The sequence below is a fragment of the Vibrio sp. B181a genome, assembly GCF_030248375.1.
Taxonomy (GTDB): domain Bacteria; phylum Pseudomonadota; class Gammaproteobacteria; order Enterobacterales; family Vibrionaceae; genus Vibrio; species Vibrio campbellii.
The window spans coordinates 15,637-39,039 of sequence record NZ_JAHGAD010000046.1; the positions used below are offsets into that span (position 1 = coordinate 15,637).

General features: G+C 46.4%; 24 protein-coding genes. 19 read left to right on the top strand and 5 right to left on the bottom strand.

Annotation, left to right across the window (positions count from 1 at the left end):
* Positions 1–70: 70 nt before the first annotated feature.
* The 5 genes from KIO97_RS20100 to dnaA all read right to left on the bottom strand — a co-directional run bounded on the left by KIO97_RS20100 (position 71) and on the right by dnaA (position 7,004).
* Positions 71–508 (bottom strand): Hsp20 family protein, encoded by a 438-nt coding sequence (locus KIO97_RS20100; protein ID WP_005426066.1) that lies wholly within the window; start codon positions 506–508, stop codon positions 71–73.
* Positions 509–913: 405 nt separating this feature from the next.
* Complete coding sequence (gene gyrB, locus KIO97_RS20105) at positions 914–3,331, bottom strand: DNA topoisomerase (ATP-hydrolyzing) subunit B (RefSeq protein WP_077262061.1); 2,418 nt, start codon at positions 3,329–3,331, stop codon at positions 914–916.
* 19 nt (positions 3,332–3,350) lie between these two features.
* The gene (gene recF / locus KIO97_RS20110) at positions 3,351–4,424 is read right to left on the bottom strand and encodes a DNA replication/repair protein RecF (protein WP_050904777.1); all 1,074 of its coding nucleotides are present in this window, start codon (positions 4,422–4,424) and stop codon (positions 3,351–3,353) included.
* A 9-nt stretch (positions 4,425–4,433) separates the two neighbouring features.
* Entirely contained in the window at positions 4,434–5,534 is a 1,101-nt protein-coding gene (gene dnaN / locus KIO97_RS20115; protein WP_012126666.1) for a DNA polymerase III subunit beta, read from the bottom strand.
* A gap of 63 nt (positions 5,535–5,597) precedes the next feature.
* Entirely contained in the window at positions 5,598–7,004 is a 1,407-nt protein-coding gene (gene dnaA / locus KIO97_RS20120) for a chromosomal replication initiator protein DnaA (protein WP_005532851.1), read from the bottom strand.
* Between the two features lie 430 nt (positions 7,005–7,434).
* Here dnaA and KIO97_RS20125 point away from each other — a divergent pair, with 430 nt between their 5' ends.
* From KIO97_RS20125 to atpA, 19 genes are all read left to right on the top strand, one after another.
* The gene (locus KIO97_RS20125) at positions 7,435–8,181 is read left to right on the top strand and encodes an amino acid ABC transporter substrate-binding protein (RefSeq protein ID WP_228175606.1); all 747 of its coding nucleotides are present in this window, start codon (positions 7,435–7,437) and stop codon (positions 8,179–8,181) included.
* 105 nt (positions 8,182–8,286) lie between these two features.
* Positions 8,287–8,958, top strand: a complete 672-nt coding sequence (locus KIO97_RS20130) for an amino acid ABC transporter permease (RefSeq protein ID WP_005440833.1) — start codon at positions 8,287–8,289, stop codon at positions 8,956–8,958.
* Positions 8,955–9,692 (top strand): amino acid ABC transporter ATP-binding protein, encoded by a 738-nt coding sequence (locus KIO97_RS20135; protein ID WP_038892425.1) that lies wholly within the window; start codon positions 8,955–8,957, stop codon positions 9,690–9,692. Before KIO97_RS20130 ends, KIO97_RS20135 begins: the two co-directional genes overlap by 4 nt.
* A 242-nt stretch (positions 9,693–9,934) precedes the next feature.
* Complete coding sequence (gene rpmH, locus KIO97_RS20140) at positions 9,935–10,069, top strand: 50S ribosomal protein L34 (protein WP_005378825.1); 135 nt, start codon at positions 9,935–9,937, stop codon at positions 10,067–10,069.
* 46 nt (positions 10,070–10,115) lie between these two features.
* Positions 10,116–10,439, top strand: a complete 324-nt coding sequence (rnpA, locus tag KIO97_RS20145) for a ribonuclease P protein component (protein ID WP_009699098.1) — start codon at positions 10,116–10,118, stop codon at positions 10,437–10,439.
* The gene (yidD, locus tag KIO97_RS20150) at positions 10,406–10,663 is read left to right on the top strand and encodes a membrane protein insertion efficiency factor YidD (protein WP_005451046.1); all 258 of its coding nucleotides are present in this window, start codon (positions 10,406–10,408) and stop codon (positions 10,661–10,663) included. Before rnpA ends, yidD begins: the two co-directional genes overlap by 34 nt.
* A gap of 2 nt (positions 10,664–10,665) precedes the next feature.
* Positions 10,666–12,288, top strand: a complete 1,623-nt coding sequence (gene yidC, locus KIO97_RS20155) for a membrane protein insertase YidC (protein ID WP_010444766.1) — start codon at positions 10,666–10,668, stop codon at positions 12,286–12,288.
* Between the two features lie 133 nt (positions 12,289–12,421).
* Positions 12,422–13,783, top strand: coding sequence for a tRNA uridine-5-carboxymethylaminomethyl(34) synthesis GTPase MnmE (gene mnmE, locus KIO97_RS20160; RefSeq protein WP_045421100.1), 1,362 nt, complete (start codon positions 12,422–12,424; stop codon positions 13,781–13,783).
* Between the two features lie 100 nt (positions 13,784–13,883).
* Positions 13,884–14,324 (top strand): FMN-binding protein MioC, encoded by a 441-nt coding sequence (mioC, locus tag KIO97_RS20165; RefSeq protein WP_005424936.1) that lies wholly within the window; start codon positions 13,884–13,886, stop codon positions 14,322–14,324.
* Between the two features lie 468 nt (positions 14,325–14,792).
* The gene (gene mnmG / locus KIO97_RS20170) at positions 14,793–16,688 is read left to right on the top strand and encodes a tRNA uridine-5-carboxymethylaminomethyl(34) synthesis enzyme MnmG (RefSeq protein ID WP_045421099.1); all 1,896 of its coding nucleotides are present in this window, start codon (positions 14,793–14,795) and stop codon (positions 16,686–16,688) included.
* On the top strand, positions 16,688–17,323 hold the full coding sequence (gene rsmG / locus KIO97_RS20175) for a 16S rRNA (guanine(527)-N(7))-methyltransferase RsmG (protein WP_045398822.1): 636 nt from the start codon (positions 16,688–16,690) through the stop codon (positions 17,321–17,323). Before mnmG ends, rsmG begins: the two co-directional genes overlap by 1 nt.
* Before the next feature lie 10 nt (positions 17,324–17,333).
* Complete coding sequence (locus KIO97_RS20180) at positions 17,334–18,107, top strand: ParA family protein (protein ID WP_005440815.1); 774 nt, start codon at positions 17,334–17,336, stop codon at positions 18,105–18,107.
* Positions 18,108–18,130: 23 nt separating this feature from the next.
* Entirely contained in the window at positions 18,131–19,012 is an 882-nt protein-coding gene (locus tag KIO97_RS20185; protein ID WP_285383796.1) for a ParB/RepB/Spo0J family partition protein, read from the top strand.
* 189 nt (positions 19,013–19,201) lie between these two features.
* Complete coding sequence (locus KIO97_RS20190) at positions 19,202–19,591, top strand: F0F1 ATP synthase subunit I (RefSeq protein WP_005532841.1); 390 nt, start codon at positions 19,202–19,204, stop codon at positions 19,589–19,591.
* A gap of 8 nt (positions 19,592–19,599) precedes the next feature.
* On the top strand, positions 19,600–20,412 hold the full coding sequence (gene atpB, locus KIO97_RS20195; RefSeq protein ID WP_005429781.1) for a F0F1 ATP synthase subunit A: 813 nt from the start codon (positions 19,600–19,602) through the stop codon (positions 20,410–20,412).
* Positions 20,413–20,468: 56 nt separating this feature from the next.
* Positions 20,469–20,723 carry a F0F1 ATP synthase subunit C gene (atpE, locus tag KIO97_RS20200; protein ID WP_002540812.1) on the top strand — a complete coding sequence of 85 codons (255 nt, stop codon included), beginning with the start codon at positions 20,469–20,471 and terminating at the stop codon, positions 20,721–20,723.
* 71 nt (positions 20,724–20,794) lie between these two features.
* The gene (atpF, locus tag KIO97_RS20205; RefSeq protein WP_005429802.1) at positions 20,795–21,265 is read left to right on the top strand and encodes a F0F1 ATP synthase subunit B; all 471 of its coding nucleotides are present in this window, start codon (positions 20,795–20,797) and stop codon (positions 21,263–21,265) included.
* A 14-nt stretch (positions 21,266–21,279) separates the two neighbouring features.
* Positions 21,280–21,813, top strand: coding sequence for a F0F1 ATP synthase subunit delta (gene atpH, locus KIO97_RS20210; RefSeq protein WP_285383797.1), 534 nt, complete (start codon positions 21,280–21,282; stop codon positions 21,811–21,813).
* Positions 21,814–21,826: 13 nt separating this feature from the next.
* Positions 21,827–23,368: a F0F1 ATP synthase subunit alpha gene (gene atpA / locus KIO97_RS20215; protein ID WP_005429813.1), complete on the top strand. Its 1,542-nt coding sequence runs from the start codon at positions 21,827–21,829 to the stop codon at positions 23,366–23,368.
* Positions 23,369–23,403 lie beyond the last annotated feature (35 nt).

Below are 23,403 nucleotides of genomic sequence, written 5' to 3' on the forward strand. Positions count from 1 at the left end.
CCTTTTCCATAATGGAAGGCGCTCTTTCTCATTCTATAACCGTGTGGTTAACTGAAATGTCATCAGCTGATTAGCTGTTTTCAATCAGGTTGTTACCACCGATAGCAATCTTACGCGGTTGCATCGCTTCTGGAATTTCACGAACTAAATCGATATGAAGTAGACCGTTTTCCATTGATGCTCCGACAACTTTTACGTAATCCGCGAGTTGGAATTTACGTTCAAAATCGCGTTCTGCAATGCCTTGGTAAACGTAGTTTTTGCCTTCTTCGGCTTTACGCTCGCCCTTCACGATCAACATGTTTTCGTTTTGAGTCAAATCGAGCTGATCTTCAGCAAAACCTGCAACTGCCATAGTAATACGGTAGTTGTGCTCGTCTTTTTGCTCGATGTTGTATGGAGGGTAACCGCCAGAAGTGTTCTTCGCAGAGCTTGCTTCCATCAGGTTAAACAGACGGTCGAAGCCAATTGCATTACGGTATAGTGGTGAGAAATCTACATTGCGCATAATCTATCCTCTTTTAAGCAATAGTCTTAGCTCAGATGAAGGTCATCCACGTGGCGTATTTATGCAAGAAAACGCCGAGCTAAGAGATCCGATGATTCATTCCTCTGACCTACTCTTTAGGTGCGGGGACATGATGTCGAATCTAGGGTCAAGTTGTGTGCTAATACTGAGTATCCTCTCCTGAGCGATCTCGTTTAGCGATTCCAGAGGCGCTGTTCTTCTCTTGTTGAGCAAGTTAGCCATCCCTCTTCATAACTAGATATAAGGTCGAAAAATGGGCTTTCAAGGGCTTCAGTGAAAATATTTTTAGCTCCTCGACTCTTTTATCTCGTTTCTACCCCCATAAAAAAAACGCCACCTCTTGCGAGATGGCGTTTTTAGTATGATTTGACTGAGTCTGTAAGACTACACGTCTAGGTTTGCTACTTTCAGCGCATTCTCTTCGATGAAGTTACGACGCGGCTCAACTTGGTCACCCATTAGCGTTGTGAACAATTGGTCTGCGCCTACCGCATCTTCAATGGTTACTTGCATCATGCGACGTGTCTCAGGGTCCATTGTGGTTTCCCAAAGCTGATCTGGGTTCATCTCACCTAGACCTTTGTAGCGCTGTAGGCTTAGACCACGACGCGATTCTTTGATTAGCCACTCAAGTGCCGATGCAAAGCTCGATACAGGCTGAGTACGCTCACCACGCTTGATGTAAGCGCCTTCTTCTAGCAGACCGTCTAACGCTTCAGATAGATCCGCTAGCTTGCCGTACTCTTTAGAGTTCAGTAGGTCGATGCTTAGTGCGTAGTCGTGAGTCACACCGTGAGTACGCACGATGATCTTAGGTAGGTTAAGACCTAGCTCTTCGTGTTGCTCAACTTCGAAGCTGTATTGGCTTGCGCCTACTTCTTTCGCGTTAAGCTGTTCAACTAGCTGTTTTGTCCACGCTTCTACTGCTGCTGCATCGTGGCATTGCTCTGCCGTTAGACGCGGCGTGTAGATTAGCTCATGAACTAGCGCGCTTGGGTAACGACGGCTCATGCGATCCGCCAGCTTGATACCTGCGTTGTATTGCTGAACTAGCTTCTCTAGCGCTTCGCCTGCCAATGCTGGTGCTTCTGCGTTTACGTGTAGCGATGCGTTATCAAGTGCCAAAGCAACTTGGTATTGGTTCATCGCGTCTTCATCTTTGATGTACTGCTCTTGTTTGCCTTTCTTCACTTTGTAAAGCGGTGGCTGAGCAATGTACACATAGCCACGCTCGATAAGCTCTGGCATTTGACGGTAGAAGAAGGTCAACAGTAGCGTACGGATATGCGAACCATCGACGTCAGCATCGGTCATGATGATGATGTTGTGGTAACGCAGTTTGTCCGGGTTGTACTCGTCACGACCGATACCACAGCCTAGTGCCGTGATCAGCGTTGCTACTTCTTGAGAAGAAAGCATCTTGTCGAAACGCGCTTTTTCTACGTTAAGAATCTTACCTTTTAACGGTAGGATTGCTTGGTTCTTACGGTTACGGCCTTGTTTTGCGGAGCCGCCTGCCGAATCACCCTCCACTATGTATAGTTCAGAGAGTGCTGGATCTTTTTCCTGACAGTCTGCAAGTTTGCCTGGCAGACCTGCTAGGTCTAGTGCGCCTTTACGACGAGTCATTTCACGAGCTTTACGCGCTGCTTCACGAGCACGAGCTGCATCGATGATTTTCGAACAAACCATCTTCGCTTCTGTCGGGTTCTCAATCAGGAACTCAGACAGTTTCTCACCCATTGCTGATTCAACCGCTGACTTCACTTCAGAAGAAACCAGTTTGTCTTTTGTTTGGCTAGAGAACTTAGGATCTGGCACTTTAACTGAAACAACCGCAGTTAGACCTTCACGCGCATCATCACCAGAAGTTGCTGTTTTCGCTTTCTTAGAGAAGCCTTCTTTGTCCATGAAAGAGTTCAGTGTACGCGTTAGCGCTGCACGGAAACCGGCAAGGTGAGTACCACCGTCGCGTTGTGGGATGTTGTTAGTGAAACAGTAGATGTTCTCTTGGAAACCGTCATTCCACTGCATCGCCACTTCTACCGAGATACCATCTTCGCGCTCAAAGTCGAAGTGGAAGATTTTCTCGATGATTGGTGTTTTGTTGGTGTTTAGGTGCTCAACAAACGCTTGGATACCACCTTCAAACATGAAGTGGTCGCTCTTGTCTGCTTCACGCTCATCAACCAGTTTGATTGAAACACCAGAGTTCAGGAAAGAAAGTTCACGTAGACGCTTCGCTAGGATGTCGTAGTGAAATTCTGTGTTCGAGAATGTTTCTGCACTTGGCCAGAAACGGATTTGTGTACCAGTTTGGTCAGTATCACCAATTACTGCTAGTGGCGCTTGAGGCTCACCATGATGGTAAGTTTGCGTATGGATATGACCGCCGCGGTGGATAGTCAGAACCACTTTCTCAGACAGTGCGTTTACTACTGAAACACCTACGCCGTGTAGACCGCCTGATACTTTGTATGAGTTATCATCGAACTTACCACCAGCGTGAAGTACCGTCATGATAACTTCTGCAGCAGATACTTTTTCTTCTGGGTGCATTTCTGTTGGAATGCCACGACCATCATCCGTAACTGAAACCGAGTTGTCCTCATGAATTGTCACAACGATGTCTTTACAGTGACCTGCCAACGCTTCATCAATTGAGTTATCCACCACCTCGAAGACCATGTGGTGAAGACCAGTGCCGTCGTCCGTGTCGCCGATGTACATACCTGGACGCTTACGTACCGCATCCAGACCCTTCAGTACCTTAATACTCGATGAATCGTAATTTTCAGACATGAGTTTCTCTCTTCTAGTTTTACTCTATCCTGCCATGTTCCACATGAAACAATTTGCCCGTATCATCCAACATATCGGCGATTTGGCTTTCAGTGATAGAGCTTACAAATACTTGTGCGCCCGTCTCTTTCAAGCAGTCCGCTAGACGCTTGCGACGTTGGCTGTCTAATTCCGACGCAAAGTCGTCAATTAGGTAAATACATTGTTTGCCGGTCATTTCGGTAAGGTGTTGCCCCTGCGCCACACGCAAAGCACACACCATGAGTTTTAATTGACCGCGTGACAAAACGTCCTCAACGGGCGTTCCGTTCACTTTAATGCGCAGATCAGCTTTATTCGGACCACTAAAGGTGTAACCCAATGACTGATCACGCTCGAAATTTTTTTCTAGTATCTCATGATAAGGGGTATCTTTGTCCCATCCACGATAATACTTTAATTGGATCTCAAATTCTGGCAAAAACGTCTGACAGATAGTTTCCGCTACAGTTTTCATCTGTTCGATGTACAGCGCTCGCCATTGACTGATGTTTTCAGCCAAACGCGCCATCTCTTGATCCCAATAACTGAGTTCGCGATAACTTCTGGCAGTTTTAAGCAGTGCATTACGTTGCTTGTTAAGACGCTTGAACCGTCCCCATGCATCATAGAAAGCTGGCTCGGTATGAAACACACCCCAGTCGATGAATGCACGACGATGTTTTGGACCATCCGTTAGTAGATCAAATCCTTCTGGATGTATCAACTGCAGAGGCAAAACTTGTGCAAGTTGCGCCAGTTTTTGTCCAGATTGACCGCCTATTTTAACCTCTGTTGAGCCATCACGCTGCTTATTAATGCCGATAGGTAGCTCAAATTGATCCGAGTTCAAAAAACGACCATGAACAAACAGTTCGTCACACTCATTTTGGATAACTCGACCCGTCAGCGAACTCTTGAAAGAACGTCCGTGTCCGAGCAAGTAAATTGCTTCTAGAACACTGGTTTTACCGCTGCCGTTCGGCCCAATAAGAAAGTTAAAGCCTGCTGATAGGTCAATATCACAGGCTTTAATGTTTCGAAACTGCTGAATGATGAGGCGAGAAAGTGGCATTCAGATGGCTTATAGACGGATTGGCATCACCACGTACATTGCACTGTCGTCGTCTGCGTTTTCAATCAACGCACTGGCGTTGGCATCCGACATCGACACACGCACGTTGTCGCAACGCAGGGTATTAAGTACATCAAGCACGTAGCTTACGTTGAAGCCGATCTCGATAGCGTCACCTTCAAAGGTCACGTCGAGCATTTCTTCCGCTTCTTCTTGCTCTGGGTTGTTAGCAGTAATGCGCATTTCACTGCCCGCAAGATTTACACGAACACCACGGAATTTTTCGTTAGAAAGAATCGCGGCACGTGAGAAAGCCTGACGCAGTTCATCACAACCGGTTTCCAACGTTTTGTTGGTACTTTGTGGCAATACGCGGCGATAGTCAGGGAAACGACCATCAACAAGCTTAGAAGTGAAAATAAAGTTGTTCACTTCTGCACGCACATTTGAGCTACCGATTTGTAGTACAACAGGTTGCTCTGGTGCGTCCATCAGTTTAACCAACTCTTGTACACCTTTACGTGGCACGATGATTTGCTTCTGCGCAAAATCCGCACCGAGCTGAGTTTGAGATACCGCCATACGGTGACCGTCAGTAGCTACGCTGCGTAGCGTCGTACCATCGATTTCAAACAACATGCCGTTTAGGTAGTAACGAACGTCTTGGTTCGCCATTGAGAATTGCGTTTTTTCGATCAGCGTACGCAGATCAGACTGAGTCAGTGATACTTCCACTTCACTCTGCCAATCTTCGATGTTCGGGAAATCGTTCGCTGGAAGTGTTGCCAATGAGAAACGGCTACGGCCAGAACGAACTTGCACGCGATCGCCTTCTAGTACGAAGGTGATGATAGAGTCATCCGGCAAACCACGACAGATATCAAGAAACTTACGAGAAGGAACGGTAATGCTGCCCGCTTCGAAATCCCCTTCTAGAGTCACTTTGCTCACCAATTCCACTTCCAAATCGGTCGCGGTCATGGATAACACGTTCTCTTCTACTTTAAGCAGTAGGTTACCCAGAATTGGTAGGGTTGGTCGGCCACCTAGTGCGCCCGAAACCTGTTGTAGCGGTTTGATTAAATGACTACGTTCAATGGTAAATTTCATGCTTGGCTCTTTACGCTGTCAGCTCAATTAATGATTTGCTTAGAATACTGTCATTCTAACCGATTACGAAGACAGGGTGCGAATCAAGTTAGAGTAATCTTCTTTAATATCGTGGCTCTCTTCACGCAGCTGCTCAATCTTGCGACATGCATGCAGTACCGTGGTGTGGTCACGACCACCAAACGCATCGCCAATTTCTGGCAAGCTGTGATTGGTCAACTCTTTTGCCAACGCCATCGCCAACTGACGAGGACGAGCAACCGAGCGAGAGCGACGTTTAGATAGTAGGTCAGCAACCTTAATCTTGTAATATTCAGCGACCGTCTTTTGAATGTTATCGATCGTCACCAACTTCTCTTGCAGAGCAAGCAAATCACGCAGCGCTTCACGAACAAAATCAATCGTAATTGGACGACCAGTAAAGTTTGCGTTTGCGATTACGCGGTTCAGTGCACCTTCCAGTTCACGAACGTTAGAGCGTAGACGCTTAGCAATAAAGAACGCTACTTCATCCGCTAAGTGGATTTGGTGGTCTTCGGCTTTCTTCATCAAGATCGCCACACGAGTTTCTAACTCAGGCGGCTCAATCGCGACGGTTAGACCCCAACCGAAACGTGATTTCAGACGATCTTCTACGCCGCTGATCTCTTTTGGATAACGGTCAGATGTCAGGATGATCTGTTGGTTACCTTCTAATAGTGCATTAAAGGTATGGAAGAATTCTTCTTGTGAGCGCTCTTTATTAGCAAAGAATTGGATGTCATCGATAAGTAGCGCATCAACACTGCGGTAGTAGCGTTTGAACTCTTCAATCGCGTTGTTTTGCAGTGCTTTCACCATATCTTGCACAAAACGCTCAGAGTGCATGTACACCACTTTTGCGTTGGGATTGTTATCCACAATCGCGTTACCTACCGCGTGCAAAAGGTGAGTTTTACCCAAACCTGTACCACCGTATAAGAATAGTGGGTTATAGGCTGCGCCTGGGTTATCCGAAACTTGACGAGCAGCAGCAAGACCCAATTGGTTCGACTTACCTTCTACGAAGTTGTTGAACTTGTGTTTTGGGTTCACGTTTGAACGGTGGTTGATGTCAGCGATCGCTTGCGCGTCGTCATCCCACGTTTTATGCACAGGCTTACGTGCTTGCAGTTGAGCAGGCGCTGAAGATTCTGCAGCCACGTCTGCCGGCGTACGTGTCGGTGCCGGTTTTGGTGCTGCAACTGGGCGACTGCCCACTTCAAAGCGCAGGCTAGGTACGTCGTTACCGCAGTATTCTTGCAGTAAACGATTGATGCTGTTCAGGTACTTGTCGCGAACCCAATCCAACACGAAGCGGTTAGGTGCGAACAGAGTGAGAGTATTGTCATTGAGCTCCGCTTGTAACGGACGAACCCACATGCTGAATTCTGTAGCTGGTAGCTCTTCTTGAAGCTGCTGCAAACATTGCAACCAAAGCGAAGATGACACGGTGCCCCCACTGAGTATTTGAATTATCGGAAAAGACTGGCAATTTTACCTGTTGATAACCAAGATCGCCAGCAATTGATCGACGATCCAGTGAATAAGATCTAAGTTATTCACAATATTTTCGCTCAACTTAGAGAGTTCAACACATCTTGCCCCAAATTTGCCCACACAACGATCCACATTTGGGCAAAATAGGCCAGATCGAGCGATTGGTGATAACTCTGTGTATGAATTTCTGTTCACTGATATTTTTCGATCGTCATTTCCACTCTTTCCGATCGTTTTTTCATCATTTATCCCTATATCTTGGCTACTATCTATACCAAATAAGATCTTATTACTCTGAGGTCTAGGTTATTGCACTTGGTTATTTATTTAATTGAGCTAACTGACAGTAGTATTTCCAACCATAAAAGTATGGAGATGTATTATGAAAAACTGGATTAAGGTTGCCGTTGCAGCCATCGCTTTGTCTGCTGCGACCGTTCAAGCGGCTACTGAAGTAAAAGTAGGCATGTCTGGCCGCTACTTCCCATTCACCTTTGTGAAGCAAGATAAACTGCAAGGCTTTGAAGTGGATATGTGGGATGAGATCGGTAAACGTAACGATTACAAGATCGAATACGTCACAGCGAACTTTTCTGGTTTATTTGGCCTATTAGAAACGGGCCGTATTGATACCATCTCGAACCAGATCACCATGACAGATGCGCGTAAGGCGAAATACCTATTTGCTGACCCATACGTAGTAGACGGTGCGCAAATTACCGTGCGTAAAGGCAACGACAGCATCCAAGGTGTCGAAGATCTAGCAGGCAAAACCGTTGCAGTTAACCTAGGCTCTAACTTTGAGCAGTTGCTTCGCAGCTACGACAAAGACGGTAAGATCAACATCAAGACTTACGATACTGGTATTGAACATGATGTGGCACTAGGTCGTGCTGATGCCTTCATCATGGACCGTTTGTCTGCTCTAGAACTGATTAAAAAGACAGGTCTACCGTTACAACTTGCGGGCGAACCATTTGAAACGATTCAAAACGCTTGGCCATTCGTTGATAACGAAAAAGGTCGTAAGCTACAGGCAGAAGTGAATAAAGCGCTTGAAGAGATGCGTGCCGACGGAACAGTAGAGAAGATTTCTGTGAAATGGTTTGGTGCCGACATCACTAAGTAAAACTTCTCTTCTTTTAGGACGCAGAGCTTTATCTCGCGTCCTTTTTTAACTCAATGACAAGGTGGAACTTCGTATTCCACCTTTTCTTTTCTCAAGGTAAGTCGTATGGGATTTGATTTTAATTACATGTTGGAACTGCTGCCAATACTGCTCAAGTATCTTGGCACAACCATGGAAATGGCCACATGGGGATTGGTCTTTTCACTGATTCTAGCCGTCATTTTAGCGAACATTCGCGTATTTAAGCTGCCAGTTCTCGATCAATTGAGCCAACTTTATATCAGTTTCTTCCGTGGTACCCCACTTCTAGTACAACTGTTTTTGCTTTACTACGGCTTACCGCAAATCTTCCCATTCATGGTGGGTATTGATGCCTTTTCCGCGGCAGTGATTGGTTTGACATTGCACTTTGCCGCCTACATGGCAGAGAGCATTCGTGCCGCTATCATTGGTATTGATCGCAGTCAAATGGAAGCGAGCTTGTCAGTGGGGATGACAACACCTCAAGCGATGCGTCGGGTTATTTTGCCACAAGCAACGCGAGTCGCACTGCCTTCATTGATGAACTACTTCATCGATATGATTAAGTCCACTTCCCTCGCCTTCACGCTTGGTGTGGCTGAAATTATGGCTAAAGCGCAAATGGAAGCCTCTTCTAGCTTCCGCTTCTTCGAGGCTTTCCTTGCCGTCGCTCTTATTTACTGGGGTGTGGTGGTGATTCTGACTCGAGTACAAATTTGGGCAGAGGCAAAATTGAATAAGGCGTACGTACGATGATCAAATTAGAAAATATCCACAAACGCTTTGGCGAAACAGAAGTCCTCAAAGGTATTGATCTCGATATCAAACAAGGTGAGATCATCGTTATTATTGGCTCAAGTGGTACGGGTAAATCGACCCTATTGCGCACCGTTAACTTCTTAGAGCAAGCGGATGAAGGTCGCATTACCATCGATGACATCTCCGTAGATACACAAAAACATACCAAAGCCGAAGTATTGGCTCTACGCCGCCGAACTGGGTTTGTTTTTCAAAACTATGCCCTATTTACTCATATGAACGCGCGTCAGAACATCGCAGAAGGCTTGATCACGGTACGCGGTTGGAAAAAAGAAGACGCTCTCAAGCGTGCTCAAGAAATTCTGGATGATATCGGTCTTGGCGATAAAGGAGAAAGTTATCCAGCGGCTCTGTCTGGTGGACAACAACAACGTGTAGGTATCGGCCGAGCGATGGCGCTACAACCGGAACTGCTGCTTTTTGATGAGCCAACGTCTGCGCTGGATCCGGAATGGGTCGGAGAAGTTCTCTCATTAATGAAGAAGTTAGCCAATCAACATCAGACCATGTTGGTGGTTACACACGAGATGCAATTTGCCAAAGAAGTGGCGGATAGAGTGATCTTTATGGCCGAAGGCAACATCGTTGAACAAGGTTCTCCACAAGATATCTTCGATAATCCACAAGATCTTCGTTTGAAAAAATTCCTTAACCAAGTGGGAATAGAGTAAAGATCAAGCATCAAGATCAATCGATCCTTGAGATTTTACTCACACTACGTATAATCGCCCGGCCGGAATTTCGTACTCATGAGTCATTGACACATTATGTGAGTGTGATTACAATTCCGCCTCTTTGTTGAGAGGCGTCGGTTGTTCTTCTTTAATAAAGAGCTTCTTTATATAAAGAAAGCAAAATGCCCACGCCGGGTTTAACAAGAACCTAAAACTACTGATCAGTAAAGGTAATTATCATGAAACGCACTTTTCAACCTACAGTTCTAAAGCGCAAGCGTACTCACGGCTTCCGTGCTCGCATGGCAACTAAGAACGGTCGTAAAGTTATCAACGCACGTCGTGCAAAAGGCCGTGCGCGCCTATCAAAATAATCGCTAGTTTATTTTGAACACGTACGCGTTTAATCGGGAGTTACGCTTGTTAACTCCCGAGCATTATCAAAACGTCTTCCAGCAAGCTCATCGAGCTGGCTCGCCTCATTTCACCATCATTGCTCGCAATAACAAACTTTCTCACCCACGCTTAGGTTTAGCTGTTCCGAAAAAGCAAATCAAAACTGCTGTCGGTCGTAACCGTTTTAAGCGTTTGGCTCGTGAAAGCTTTCGTAACAATCAACATCAGCTTCCAAATAAAGATTTTGTTGTGATCGCGAAGAAAAGCGCGCAAGATTTAAGCAATGAGGAATTATTTAAGTTGTTTGATAAGCTATGGCATCGCCTGTCTCGCCCTTCACGTGGATAGCCATTGGGCTCGTTAATCTTTATCGCTGGTTTATCAGCCCTCTGATTGGTCCTCGCTGCCGGTTCACACCAACTTGTTCCACTTACGCGCTAGAAGCTTTGAGAGCTCACGGTTTTGTAAAAGGATGTTGGTTATCAGGCAAACGTCTATTAAAATGCCACCCTTTGAATGAAGGGGGGTATGACCCCGTTCCACCAGTCCAAAAACAAGACAGAGATAACTAACGATGGATTCTCAACGTAATATCCTGCTCATTGCTCTGGCACTGGTTTCTTTCTTGCTGTTCCAACAGTGGCAAGTCGCAAAGAACCCAGCACCTCAAGCAGTTGAACAGGCTCAATCAAGCAGTACTCTACCTGCACCATCTTTTGCTGACGAGCTAGACCCAGTTCCTGGTCAACAGCAAGCTTCTGCAAAAACTATCACAGTAACGACTGATGTTTTAACTCTGTCGATCGACACCGTTGGTGGCGATGTGGTACATGCCGACCTAAACAAATACTCTGCTGAACTTGATTCATCAGACCCATTCGTTCTGCTAAAAGACACTAAAGGTCACCAGTTCATCGCGCAAAGCGGTCTAGTGGGCCCTCAAGGTATCGACCTAAGCAGCACTAACCGCCCTCACTACAACGTGAGCGCAGACAGCTTTACTCTAGCTGATGGTCAAGACGAACTACGCGTTCCAATGACATTCACTGCGAACGGTATCGAATACATCAAGACTTACGTATTCAAACGTGGCAGCTACGCGCTAAACGTAGAATACGATGTCGTGAACAACTCTGGTAACAACGCAACATTTGGTATGTACGCTCACTTGCGTCAAAACCTAATGGACGCTGGTGGTAGCATCACAATGCCTACTTACCGCGGCGGTGCTTACTCAACAGAAGACGTTCGCTACAAGAAATACAGCTTTGAAGATATGCAGGATCGTAACCTGTCTATCAACCTAGCAGATGGCCAAGGTTGGGCAGCAATGATCCAACACTACTTCGCTGCAGCTTGGATCCCACGCAACGAACCAGGTACTAACCTGTACACTCGCGTAATTGGTAACCTAGGCGATATCGGCGTACGTATGCCAAACAAAACTATCGCAACGGGTGACCAAGCGAAGTTTGAAGCAACACTATGGGTTGGTCCTAAGCTACAAAACGAAATGGCAGCAGTGGCACCAAACCTAGACCTAGTAGTGGACTACGGCTGGCTATGGTTCATCGCTAAACCACTTCACTCACTGCTTGCTTTTATCCAAAGCTTCGTGGGTAACTGGGGTGTGGCAATCATCTGTTTGACCTTCATCGTTCGTGGTGCAATGTACCCACTAACGAAAGCGCAATACACGTCTATGGCGAAAATGCGCATGCTACAGCCTAAGCTGCAAGCAATGCGTGAGCGCATCGGTGATGACCGTCAGCGCATGAGCCAAGAGATGATGGAACTGTACAAGAAAGAGAAAGTGAACCCACTGGGTGGCTGTCTACCTCTTATCCTACAGATGCCTATCTTCATCGCGCTTTACTGGGCACTAATGGAATCGGTTGAGCTACGTCACTCACCATTCTTCGGTTGGATTCACGACCTTTCAGCACAGGACCCTTACTACATCCTGCCGCTACTGATGGGTGCGTCAATGTTCCTAATCCAGAAGATGAGCCCAACAACAGTAACGGATCCAATGCAGCAGAAGATCATGACCTTTATGCCGGTTATGTTTACCTTCTTCTTCTTGTTCTTCCCATCAGGCCTAGTTCTATACTGGTTGGTGTCGAACATCGTTACGCTTATCCAGCAAACTTTGATTTACAAAGCGCTGGAGAAAAAAGGCTTACACACTAAGTAACCTTGATAGAAAAGCATAAGAAAGGCGGCCAAAAGGTCGCCTTTTTGTTTTTGGCTGATTACAATTCAGCTAATTAATTGGTTCTGGCTCCCTAGGGGTGTAAACCCTATAGCCCAGCTCAAAAGGCAAGATTATGACTACAGATACGATTGTCGCTCAGGCTACCGCACCCGGTCGTGGTGGTGTCGGCATTATTCGTGTTTCAGGCCCTAAGGCCAATCAAGTGGCGCTAGAAGTCACAGGTAAAACGCTAAAGCCTCGCTACGCAGAGTATCTGCCATTCCAAGCGGAAGATGGTACCGTGCTAGACCAAGGCATTGCCCTGTACTTCCCTAACCCACATTCGTTTACTGGCGAAGACGTACTTGAACTGCAAGGTCATGGTGGCCCTGTTGTAATGGATATGCTGATTAAGCGTATCTTGGGTATTGACGGTGTGCGTGCTGCTCGACCAGGTGAGTTCTCAGAACGCGCTTTCCTAAACGACAAGATGGACCTCACTCAAGCAGAAGCGATTGCCGACCTGATTGATGCCAGCTCAGAAGAAGCGGCAAAATCAGCACTACAATCACTGCAAGGTCAGTTCTCACAACGCATCCAAACGCTGGTGGAATCTCTGATCCACTTACGTATCTACGTGGAAGCGGCAATTGACTTCCCAGAAGAAGAAATCGACTTCTTGGCCGATGGTAAAGTATCTGGTGACCTTCAAGCGATCATCGATAACCTCGATGCAGTACGTAAAGAAGCCAACCAAGGCGCGATCATGCGTGAAGGCATGAAAGTCGTGATTGCTGGCCGTCCTAATGCGGGTAAATCTAGCCTTCTGAATGCTCTATCTGGAAAAGAATCCGCTATCGTTACGGATATCGCCGGTACCACACGTGACGTATTGCGTGAACACATCCATATCGATGGTATGCCTTTGCACATCATCGATACCGCTGGTCTGCGTGATGCTTCTGATGAAGTAGAGAAAATCGGTATCGAGCGTGCATGGGATGAAATCGCCCAAGCAGACCGTGTTCTGTTTATGGTAGATGGCACCACAACCGAGGCAACGGATCCAAAAGACATTTGGCCAGACTTCGTTGATCGCTTGCCAAACAGTATTGGCATGACGGTGATCCGTAACAAAGCGGATCAAACAGGTGAAGAAATGGGGATCTGCCATGTAAACGATCCGACTCTGATTCGCCTTTCTGCAAAAACAGGCGCAGGTGTGGATGCTTTGCGTACTCACTTAAAAGAGTGTATGGGCTTCTCAGGCAATACGGAAGGCGGCTTTATGGCTCGTCGTCGTCACCTAGATGCGCTAGAACGTGCTGCTCAACATCTTCAAATCGGCCAAGAACAGCTTGAAGGCTATATGGCTGGCGAAATCTTGGCAGAAGAGCTGCGCATTACTCAGCAGCACTTGAATGAGATTACCGGAGAGTTCAGCTCTGATGACCTCCTCGGCCGAATCTTCTCCTCATTCTGTATCGGTAAATAATCAAAACACGCGGTGTTAAGCATAGGTTTAACACCGCGTTTCTTTTTGTACTGGCGCTAATAACACGTTGGCGTCAGTGAGGCTCAATAAAGGAAGACACATGATCCACATTATTACAGGCAGTACGTTAGGTGGCGCAGAATACGTTGGTGATCACCTAAGTGATCTACTCAATGAGAACGGTTTTGAAACAACGATCCACAACCAGCCGGAGTTATCTGCGATCGAAAACCAAGGCACTTGGTTGGTGATCACTTCAACTCACGGCGCGGGTGAATACCCAGATAACATTCAGCCTTTCATTGCTGCATTACAAAACACACCGCCTAAGATGGCAGACGTAAAGTTTGCTGTGATAGCGATTGGTGACTCAAGTTACGATACGTTCTGTGCTGCAGGCCAACATGCTTACGACCTGTTAGAAGACATTGGCGCAACGCCAATCACAGACTGCTTGAAGATTGATGTACTTAGCCACGACGTACCTGAAGACGCCGCAGAAGTGTGGTTGAAGGAAAATCTGGCTCGCTTTTCTGCTTAATTCCTCTATCACAGAGTCGCATTGCGGCTCTGTTTCTCCCCATTGTGAATAACTCCCCTAAAAAATCTTGTTCAATCGCTCAAAAAACACCCAAACCATCTGTGGATAAGTCAGGTAAGATCCAGTGATTTTCCTTTAGTTATCCAAAGAACAACTTAGATCCTTTTTTACCCCTGTGTATAACCCCGCATTTTGATCTCAGGAAATCCTCGATCTGATCAAGCCATGATCACAAGATATGATCCAAAGAAGATCCATGATCTTGTTGATCATTTTCTAGTTATCCACAGAAACGTGCGATCCTAATAATAGATCCAATAAAAGATCATATATATAGATCTTATATATATAGTCTTAGGGACTAAAATTTGAAAAGCGAGAAAACGATTCTCTCTCACACAGAAAAAAGGTAAAATACCGCTCTTTTTTATCTGTTCATTAAATCCTTTGAATACCTGAGGTCAGTTCATGCTTTATCACGAAAACTTTGACGTCATTGTTGTCGGTGGCGGACACGCAGGAACGGAAGCCGCGCTCGCATCTGCACGCACAGGACAAAAAACACTCCTCCTTACCCATAACATCGATACGTTAGGCCAGATGTCTTGTAATCCAGCGATTGGTGGTATCGGTAAAGGTCACTTAGTAAAAGAAGTGGATGCTATGGGCGGTCTGATGGCTGAAGCCATTGACCATGCAGGTATTCAATTCCGAACACTGAACGCCTCTAAAGGTCCAGCGGTTCGAGCAACACGTGCTCAAGCTGACCGTGCATTGTACAAAGCGTACGTACGCAACGCGCTAGAAAACGCACCAAACCTAACTCTGTTCCAACAATCGGTTGATGATCTGATTGTGGACCAAGATCGTGTGGTTGGCGTCGTAACGCAAATGGGTCTGAAATTCCACGCGAAAGCGGTGGTATTAACCGTAGGTACTTTCCTTGGCGGAAAGATCCATATCGGTATGGAAAGCTCTTCAGGTGGTCGCGCTGGGGATCCACCATCGATCGCACTGGCGGATCGACTACGTGAACTACCATTCCGTGTCGATCGTTTGAAAACAGGTACACCACCACGTATCGATGCACGCAGCGTGGATTTCTCAGTGTTGGAAGCACAACACGGTGATAACCCAACACCTGTATTCTCATTCATGGGCAAACGTGAACATCAGCCGCGTCAAATCCCATGTTTTATTACTCACACTAATGAGCAAACTCATGATGTGATCCGCAACAACCTTGATCGTAGCCCAATGTACGCAGGCGTGATCGAAGGTATTGGCCCGCGCTACTGTCCTTCTATCGAAGACAAAGTGATGCGCTTTGCGGACAAGAACAGTCACCAAATCTTCATTGAGCCAGAAGGCCTAACCACGCACGAGTTATACCCTAACGGTATTTCCACCAGCTTGCCGTTTGACGTGCAAGTGCAAATCGTTCGTTCAATGAAAGGTTTTGAGAACGCACACATCGTTCGTCCAGGTTATGCGATCGAGTACGATTTCTTCGACCCACGTGATTTGAAGCAAACCTACGAGACCAAGTTCATCAGTGGTCTGTTCTTTGCTGGTCAAATCAACGGTACGACTGGCTACGAAGAAGCTGCAGCACAAGGTTTGATGGCAGGCTTGAACGCAAGTTTGCACAGTCAAGGCAAAGAAGGCTGGAGCCCACGCCGTGACCAAGCTTACATGGGCGTGTTAATCGATGATTTGTCGACCATGGGTACCAAAGAGCCGTACCGCATGTTCACTTCTCGTGCGGAATACCGTCTGTTGCTTCGTGAAGATAACGCCGATCTACGTTTGACGGAAAAAGCGCGTGAACTTGGTTTGATTGATGATGTTCGTTGGGCACGTTTCAACGAGAAAATCGAGAACATGGAAACCGAGCGCCAACGTCTAAAATCGACATGGATGAACCCGAATTCTGCAGGCATTGATGAGCTGAACAAGCTATTGAAAACACCAATGGCTCGTGAAGCAAGTGGTGAAGATCTTTTGCGTCGTCCAGAGATCTCATACTCAGATCTCACTCAGCTTGATGCATTTGCACCTGCTCTGGAAGATCAACAAGCGTCAGAGCAAGTTGAGATTCAAGTGAAGTACGATGGCTACATCAAGCGCCAGCAAGAAGAGATCGAAAAATCGCTGCGTCATGAGCACACTAAGCTCCCAGCAGACTTGGATTACAAAGACGTGAAAGGTCTGTCTAACGAAGTCGTTGCTAAGCTGACAGAAGCCAAACCAGAAAGCATTGGTATTGCTTCTCGTATCTCAGGTATCACACCGGCAGCGATCTCTATTCTGCTTGTTCACCTGAAGAAGCACGGTTTGCTGAAGAAAGGCGAGGAAGAGTAATGAGTGCTTTACGTACCAGATTAGACGAGCTGATCGCACAAACCAATTTGGAAGTGTCTGAAAAACAACGCGAGCAGTTGGTCGGTTACGTCGAACTGCTCGACAAGTGGAACAAAGCTTACAACCTAACGTCGGTTCGTGACCCACTTGAGATGCTAGTGAAACATATCCTTGATAGCATCGTTGTTAGCACTCACTTACCAGGTGAGCGTTTTATCGATGTTGGCACAGGACCAGGTTTGCCAGGTATTCCATTGGCAATCATGAATCCAGAGAAAACCTTCTTCTTGCTCGATAGCCTTGGCAAACGCATCCGCTTTATCAAGCAAGTTGTGCACACGCTAGGGCTGAAAAATGTGACGGCAATTCAAAGTCGCGTCGAAGAATTCCAGCCAGAAGAAAAATTTGATGGCGTTTTGAGTCGAGCTTTTGCTTCAATGACGGACATGGTGGAATGGTGTCATCATCTGCCTAAACAAGATTCTGGGGTGTTCTTAGCTTTGAAAGGGCTTCACCCTAAAGATGAAATAGATCTGCTTCCTGAATGGTGTAGTGTGACAGAGATCATATCTTTAGCTGTTCCTGAGTTGGAAGGTGATCGTCATCTAGTAATCTTATCGCGCAAGGAAAATTAGCGAGGTAATCGTGGGTAAAATTGTAGCAATCGCCAACCAGAAAGGTGGGGTCGGCAAAACAACAACGTGCATTAACTTAGCAGCTTCGATGGCGGCAACAAAGCGCAAGGTTTTGGTGATCGATCTCGACCCTCAAGGCAACGCTACGATGGCCAGTGGCGTCGACAAATATATGGTCGACGCAACGGCGTATGATCTTCTGGTTGAAGATACCCCGTTTGATCAGGTGGTTTGTACCGAAACCACAGGGAAATACGATCTGATTGCAGCGAACGGAGACGTTACCGCTGCAGAAATCAAATTGATGGAAGTGTTCGCGCGTGAGGTACGTCTGAAAAACGCCCTTGCGTCAGTTCGCGATAACTATGATTTCATCTTTATTGATTGTCCTCCTTCTCTAAACCTTCTTACAATCAATGCTATGGCCGCAGCCGACTCTGTGCTGGTGCCGATGCAATGTGAATACTTTGCGTTAGAAGGTTTAACTGCTCTTATGGATACAATCAGCAAGTTAGCGGCCGTGGTCAATGAGAACCTCAAAATCGAAGGTTTACTGCGTACCATGTACGATCCACGTAACCGCCTGTCTAATGAAGTATCCGATCAACTTAAAAAACACTTTGGTAGTAAAGTTTACCGTACTGTGATCCCACGTAATGTGCGTTTGGCCGAAGCGCCGAGCCACGGTAAACCAGCCATGTACTATGACAAGTACTCTGCTGGCGCCAAAGCGTATCTTGCTTTAGCGGGCGAAATGCTCCGCCGCGAAGAAATCCCAGTTTAACTCTAACCTAAGGAATTCCTCCTATGTCTAAGCGTGGTCTAGGAAAAGGACTGGATGCGTTGTTGTCGACCAGTTCGTTAGCTCGTGAAAAACAGCACATTGCATCGCACAGCCAAGCATTGTCGGCTGACGGTGAACTGACGGATTTGGCGATTGGTCAATTGCAGCCGGGTGTTTACCAACCGCGTAAAGATATGGCGCCAGAAGCGCTAGAAGAGCTGGCAGCTTCGATTCAATCACAAGGCATCATTCAGCCGATCGTGGTTCGCCAAGTTGCGGGTGGTCAGTTTGAAATCATCGCTGGTGAACGCCGTTGGCGCGCTGCAAAACAGGCTGGTCTTAAACGTGTGCCTTGTTTAGTGAAAAAGGTCGAAGACCGCGCAGCGATAGCGATGGCACTGATCGAAAACATTCAACGTGAAGATTTGAATGTGATTGAAGAAGCGCAAGCGCTTGAGCGCCTGCAGGATGAATTCACGCTGACGCATCAGCAAGTGGCCGATGTGATTGGCAAATCAAGAACCACAGTAAGTAACCTATTACGTCTAAATCAGTTGGAAATTGATGTAAAGGGTCTGGTTGCAGATAAAAAATTAGAAATGGGTCATGCTCGAGCTCTGTTAGCGCTAGAAGGCGAACAGCAAATCGAAGTGGCTCAACAGGTGGCTAAGAAGCAAATGACGGTTCGACAAACCGAACAGTTAGTAAAAAAGTGCTTAGCCCCACAAAATGAGCAAAAAGCTCAACAAGAAGATACCGAAGCGGAGCAAATGTCGCATAAATTGAGTCAACTGCTTGATGCCAAGGTTTCTTTGGTCCGTTCTGCAAACGGCAAAGCGAAAGTGACGATAAGTCTTGATGAGCCTCACAAATTGAATCAACTGATTGCCAAGCTAGAGGCCTAGATGAGATAATTGATTTAGGTCAATTAATCAAAATAATCGAATTTTGTGTGAAAGTTGTCGGATTGTAAACAAAACTGTAAGTTTTTGATGCAATATAATTGCATTCAATTGTTCTCACCGTATAATTTTCGCCAATTTCCCTGCACAGAGAGTTTAGTGCAAAGTGGATATTACTAGAGGTACGAATACATGGTAGCTGCGTTAGCTAGACCAGGACGAGAGCTCGCAAAGCAATTGTTAATGATCCAGTCTGGCGCGGTTATTTTTGTGGCTGCAGGAATGGCGATGGCCGTGAATCCTGAATGGGGAATTTCAGCGCTGGTTGGTGGGGGCATTTTTGTTGTTGCCAATGCTGTCTTTGCGCTATGTGCTTTTATGTTTAGTGGGGCTCGTGCTGCCAAGCGCATCGCGGCGTCCTTCTACACAGGTGAAGTTCTGAAAATCCTCATCACGGTTGTGTTGTTCTACGTAGCCTACATGTATATGCAGGTGGAACTTGTTCCCCTCAAACTAACCTATTTGCTGGTACTAGGTATTAATATCTGTGCACCAGTGCTATTCATTAACAACAAAAAATAGGATGAGTTATGGCTGCGCCAGGTGAAGCGCTAACATCGTCCGGTTACATTGCCCACCACTTATCAAACCTATCTTTAGCTAAGTTAGGCTTGGTAGCGGATGAAGCAAGTTTCTGGAACGTACATATCGATAGCCTGTTTTTTTCTTGGTTTACTGGTTTAATCTTCCTCGGAATTTTTTACAAAGTAGCAAAGAGAACAACAGCGGGTGTACCGGGTAAGCTTCAGTGTGCTGTAGAAATGATCGTTGAATTTGTCGCGGAAAACGTCAAAGACACGTTCCATGGACGCAACCCACTGATCGCGCCTTTAGCACTGACTATCTTTTGTTGGGTATTTTTGATGAACGTGATGGACTTAGTTCCGATCGACTTCTTACCGTACCCAGCAGAGCATTGGCTAGGTATCCCTTATCTTAAGGTTGTACCGTCTGCTGATGTGAATATCACCATGGCTATGGCTCTAGGCGTTTTCGCATTGATGATCTACTACAGCATCAAAGTGAAAGGTCTAGGTGGATTCGCAAAAGAACTTGCACTACATCCATTCAATCACCCACTGATGATTCCGTTTAACCTACTGATTGAAGTGGTATCGCTACTAGCGAAGCCTCTATCACTTGGTATGCGTCTATTCGGTAACATGTTCGCGGGTGAGGTTGTATTCATTCTTTGTGCGGCAATGCTACCATGGTACTTGCAATGGATGGGTTCACTACCGTGGGCAATCTTCCATATCTTGGTTATTACGATTCAAGCCTTCGTATTTATGATGTTGACAATTGTTTACCTGTCAATGGCACACGAAGATTCTGATCATTAATTTTTTAAGCTTTTTATTTGGGCACATAAGCCAACAACTATAAATTGGAGATAGTAATGGAAACTTTACTGAGCTTTTCTGCAATCGCCGTAGGTATTATCGTCGGTCTTGCTTCTCTTGGTACAGCGATTGGTTTCGCACTACTAGGTGGTAAATTCCTAGAAGGTGCAGCACGTCAACCAGAAATGGCTCCTATGCTACAAGTTAAGATGTTCATCATCGCAGGTCTACTTGATGCGGTTCCAATGATCGGTATCGTAATCGCGCTACTATTCACATTCGCAAACCCATTCGTTGGTCAACTAGGTTAATCACCTTTAACTCGGGACGAGCTCAGGCTTGTCACTGATTAACACTAAGTCCAAATAGAGGGGTAGCTGTTGTGAACATAAACGCAACTCTGCTAGGTCAAGCAATCTCGTTCGCACTATTTGTGTGGTTCTGCATGAAGTATGTATGGCCACCGTTGATGCAAGCGATCGAAGAGCGTCAGAAGAAAATTGCTGATGGTCTTCAAGCAGCGGAACGTGCTGCAAAAGACTTGGATCTAGCACAAGCCAACGCTTCTGATCAGTTGAAAGAAGCGAAGCGCACAGCAACTGAGATCATCGATCAAGCGAACAAGCGTAAGTCTCAAATTATTGACGAAGCTCGCGAGGAAGCTCAGGCAGAACGCCAGAAAATCCTAGCGCAAGCAGAAGCAGAACTTGAAGCTGAACGCAATCGTGCACGCGATGAGCTGCGCAAACAAGTTGCTACTCTGGCTGTAGCTGGTGCTGAGAAAATCCTTGAGCGTTCTATCGATAAAGACGCTCAGAAAGATATTCTCGACAACATTACTGCAAAACTTTAAGTCTGGGGGCGCATATGTCTGATTTGACTACAATCGCACGCCCCTATGCTAAAGCAGCCTTCGACTTTGCTGTAGACAAAGACCAGTTGGACCAATGGGGCCAAATGTTGTCTTTTGCTGCTGAAGTCGCTAAAAACGAGCAAATGAACGAACTTCTAACGGGTTCGGTTTCTGCTGACAAAATGGCAGAGATTTTTGTTGCAGTTTGCGGCGAACAAGTTGATACGCACGGCCAAAACCTGATTAAGGTAATGGCTGAGAATGGTCGTCTAACGACCCTTCCTGATGTTTGTGAACAATTCTTCCTATTGAAGAAAGAGCATGAGAAAGAAATCGATGTTGAAGTGATTTCAGCAAGCGAACTTTCTGATGAACAACTTGCAAACATTGGCAGCAAACTTGAAGTGCGTCTAGAACGCAAAGTGAAGCTGAATTGCAGTGTAGATGAGACCCTACTTGGTGGGGTTATTATTCGAGCCGGAGACCTAGTCATCGATGACTCAGCGCGTGGTCGTTTGAACCGCCTGAGCGATGCATTGCAGTCTTAATGGGGATTGGAGCATGCAACTTAATTCCACGGAAATTAGCGATCTGATCAAACAACGTATCGAATCTTTCGAAGTTGTTAGTGAAGCTCGCAACGAGGGTACTATCGTATCGGTAAGCGATGGTATCATCCGCATCCACGGCCTAGCGGACGTGATGCAAGGTGAAATGATTGAATTACCGGGTGGCCGTTATGCACTAGCACTTAACCTTGAGCGTGACTCGGTTGGTGCGGTAGTAATGGGCCCATATGCTGACCTTAAGGAAGGCATGAAAGTTACAGGTACTGGCCGCATTCTTGAAGTGCCAGTTGGTCCAGAACTTCTAGGTCGCGTAGTGAACACACTAGGTGAGCCTATCGATGGTAAAGGTCCAATCGAAGCTAAATTGACTTCGCCTGTAGAAGTAATCGCACCAGGTGTAATCGACCGTAAATCGGTAGACCAACCTGTACAAACTGGTTACAAATCAGTTGACTCAATGATCCCAATCGGTCGTGGTCAGCGTGAGCTTGTAATCGGTGACCGTCAAACTGGTAAAACAGCAATGGCGATCGATGCGATTATCAACCAGAAAGACTCTGGTATTTTCTCAATCTACGTAGCAATCGGTCAGAAAGCATCGACTATCGCTAACGTAGTTCGCAAACTAGAAGAGCACGGCGCGCTAGCTAACACTATCGTTGTTGTTGCATCTGCTTCTGAATCTGCAGCGCTACAATACCTAGCGCCATACGCAGGTTGTGCGATGGGTGAATACTTCCGCGATCGCGGTGAAGACGCACTGATTGTTTACGATGATCTATCTAAGCAAGCGGTAGCTTACCGTCAGATCTCTCTACTACTAAAACGTCCACCAGGCCGTGAGGCATTCCCAGGTGACGTATTCTACTTACACTCTCGTCTACTAGAGCGTGCAGCTCGTGTAAACGAAGAGTACGTAGAGCGTTTCACTAACGGTGAAGTGAAAGGTAAGACTGGTTCTTTGACTGCTCTTCCTATCATCGAAACTCAAGCAGGTGACGTTTCAGCATTCGTACCGACTAACGTAATCTCGATTACCGATGGTCAGATCTTCCTACAAACTGAGCTATTCAACGCGGGTGTACGCCCAGCCGTTGACCCAGGTATCTCAGTATCTCGTGTAGGTGGTTCAGCTCAGACGAAAATCATCAAGAAGCTATCTGGCGGTATCCGTACTGCACTAGCTCAGTACCGTGAACTAGCGGCATTTGCACAGTTCTCGTCTGACCTTGATGAAGCGACGAAGAAACAGCTAGACCACGGTCAAAAAGTTACAGAACTAATGAAGCAGAAGCAGTACGCTCCAATGTCTGTATTTGACCAAGCACTAGTAATCTTCGCGGCAGAGCGCGGCTATTTAGCAGATGTTGAACTAAACAAACTGCTAGATTTCGAAGCGGCTCTACTATCGTACGCTCGCGGTCAATACGCTGAATTTGCAGCTGAGATCGACAAGACGGGTGCATACAACGATGAAGTTGAAGCTCAGTTGAAGAAACTGACTGACGACTTCGTAGCAACCCAAACTTGGTAATTAGGTCGGTGGCAGTTTCTGCCACCAACTAACGG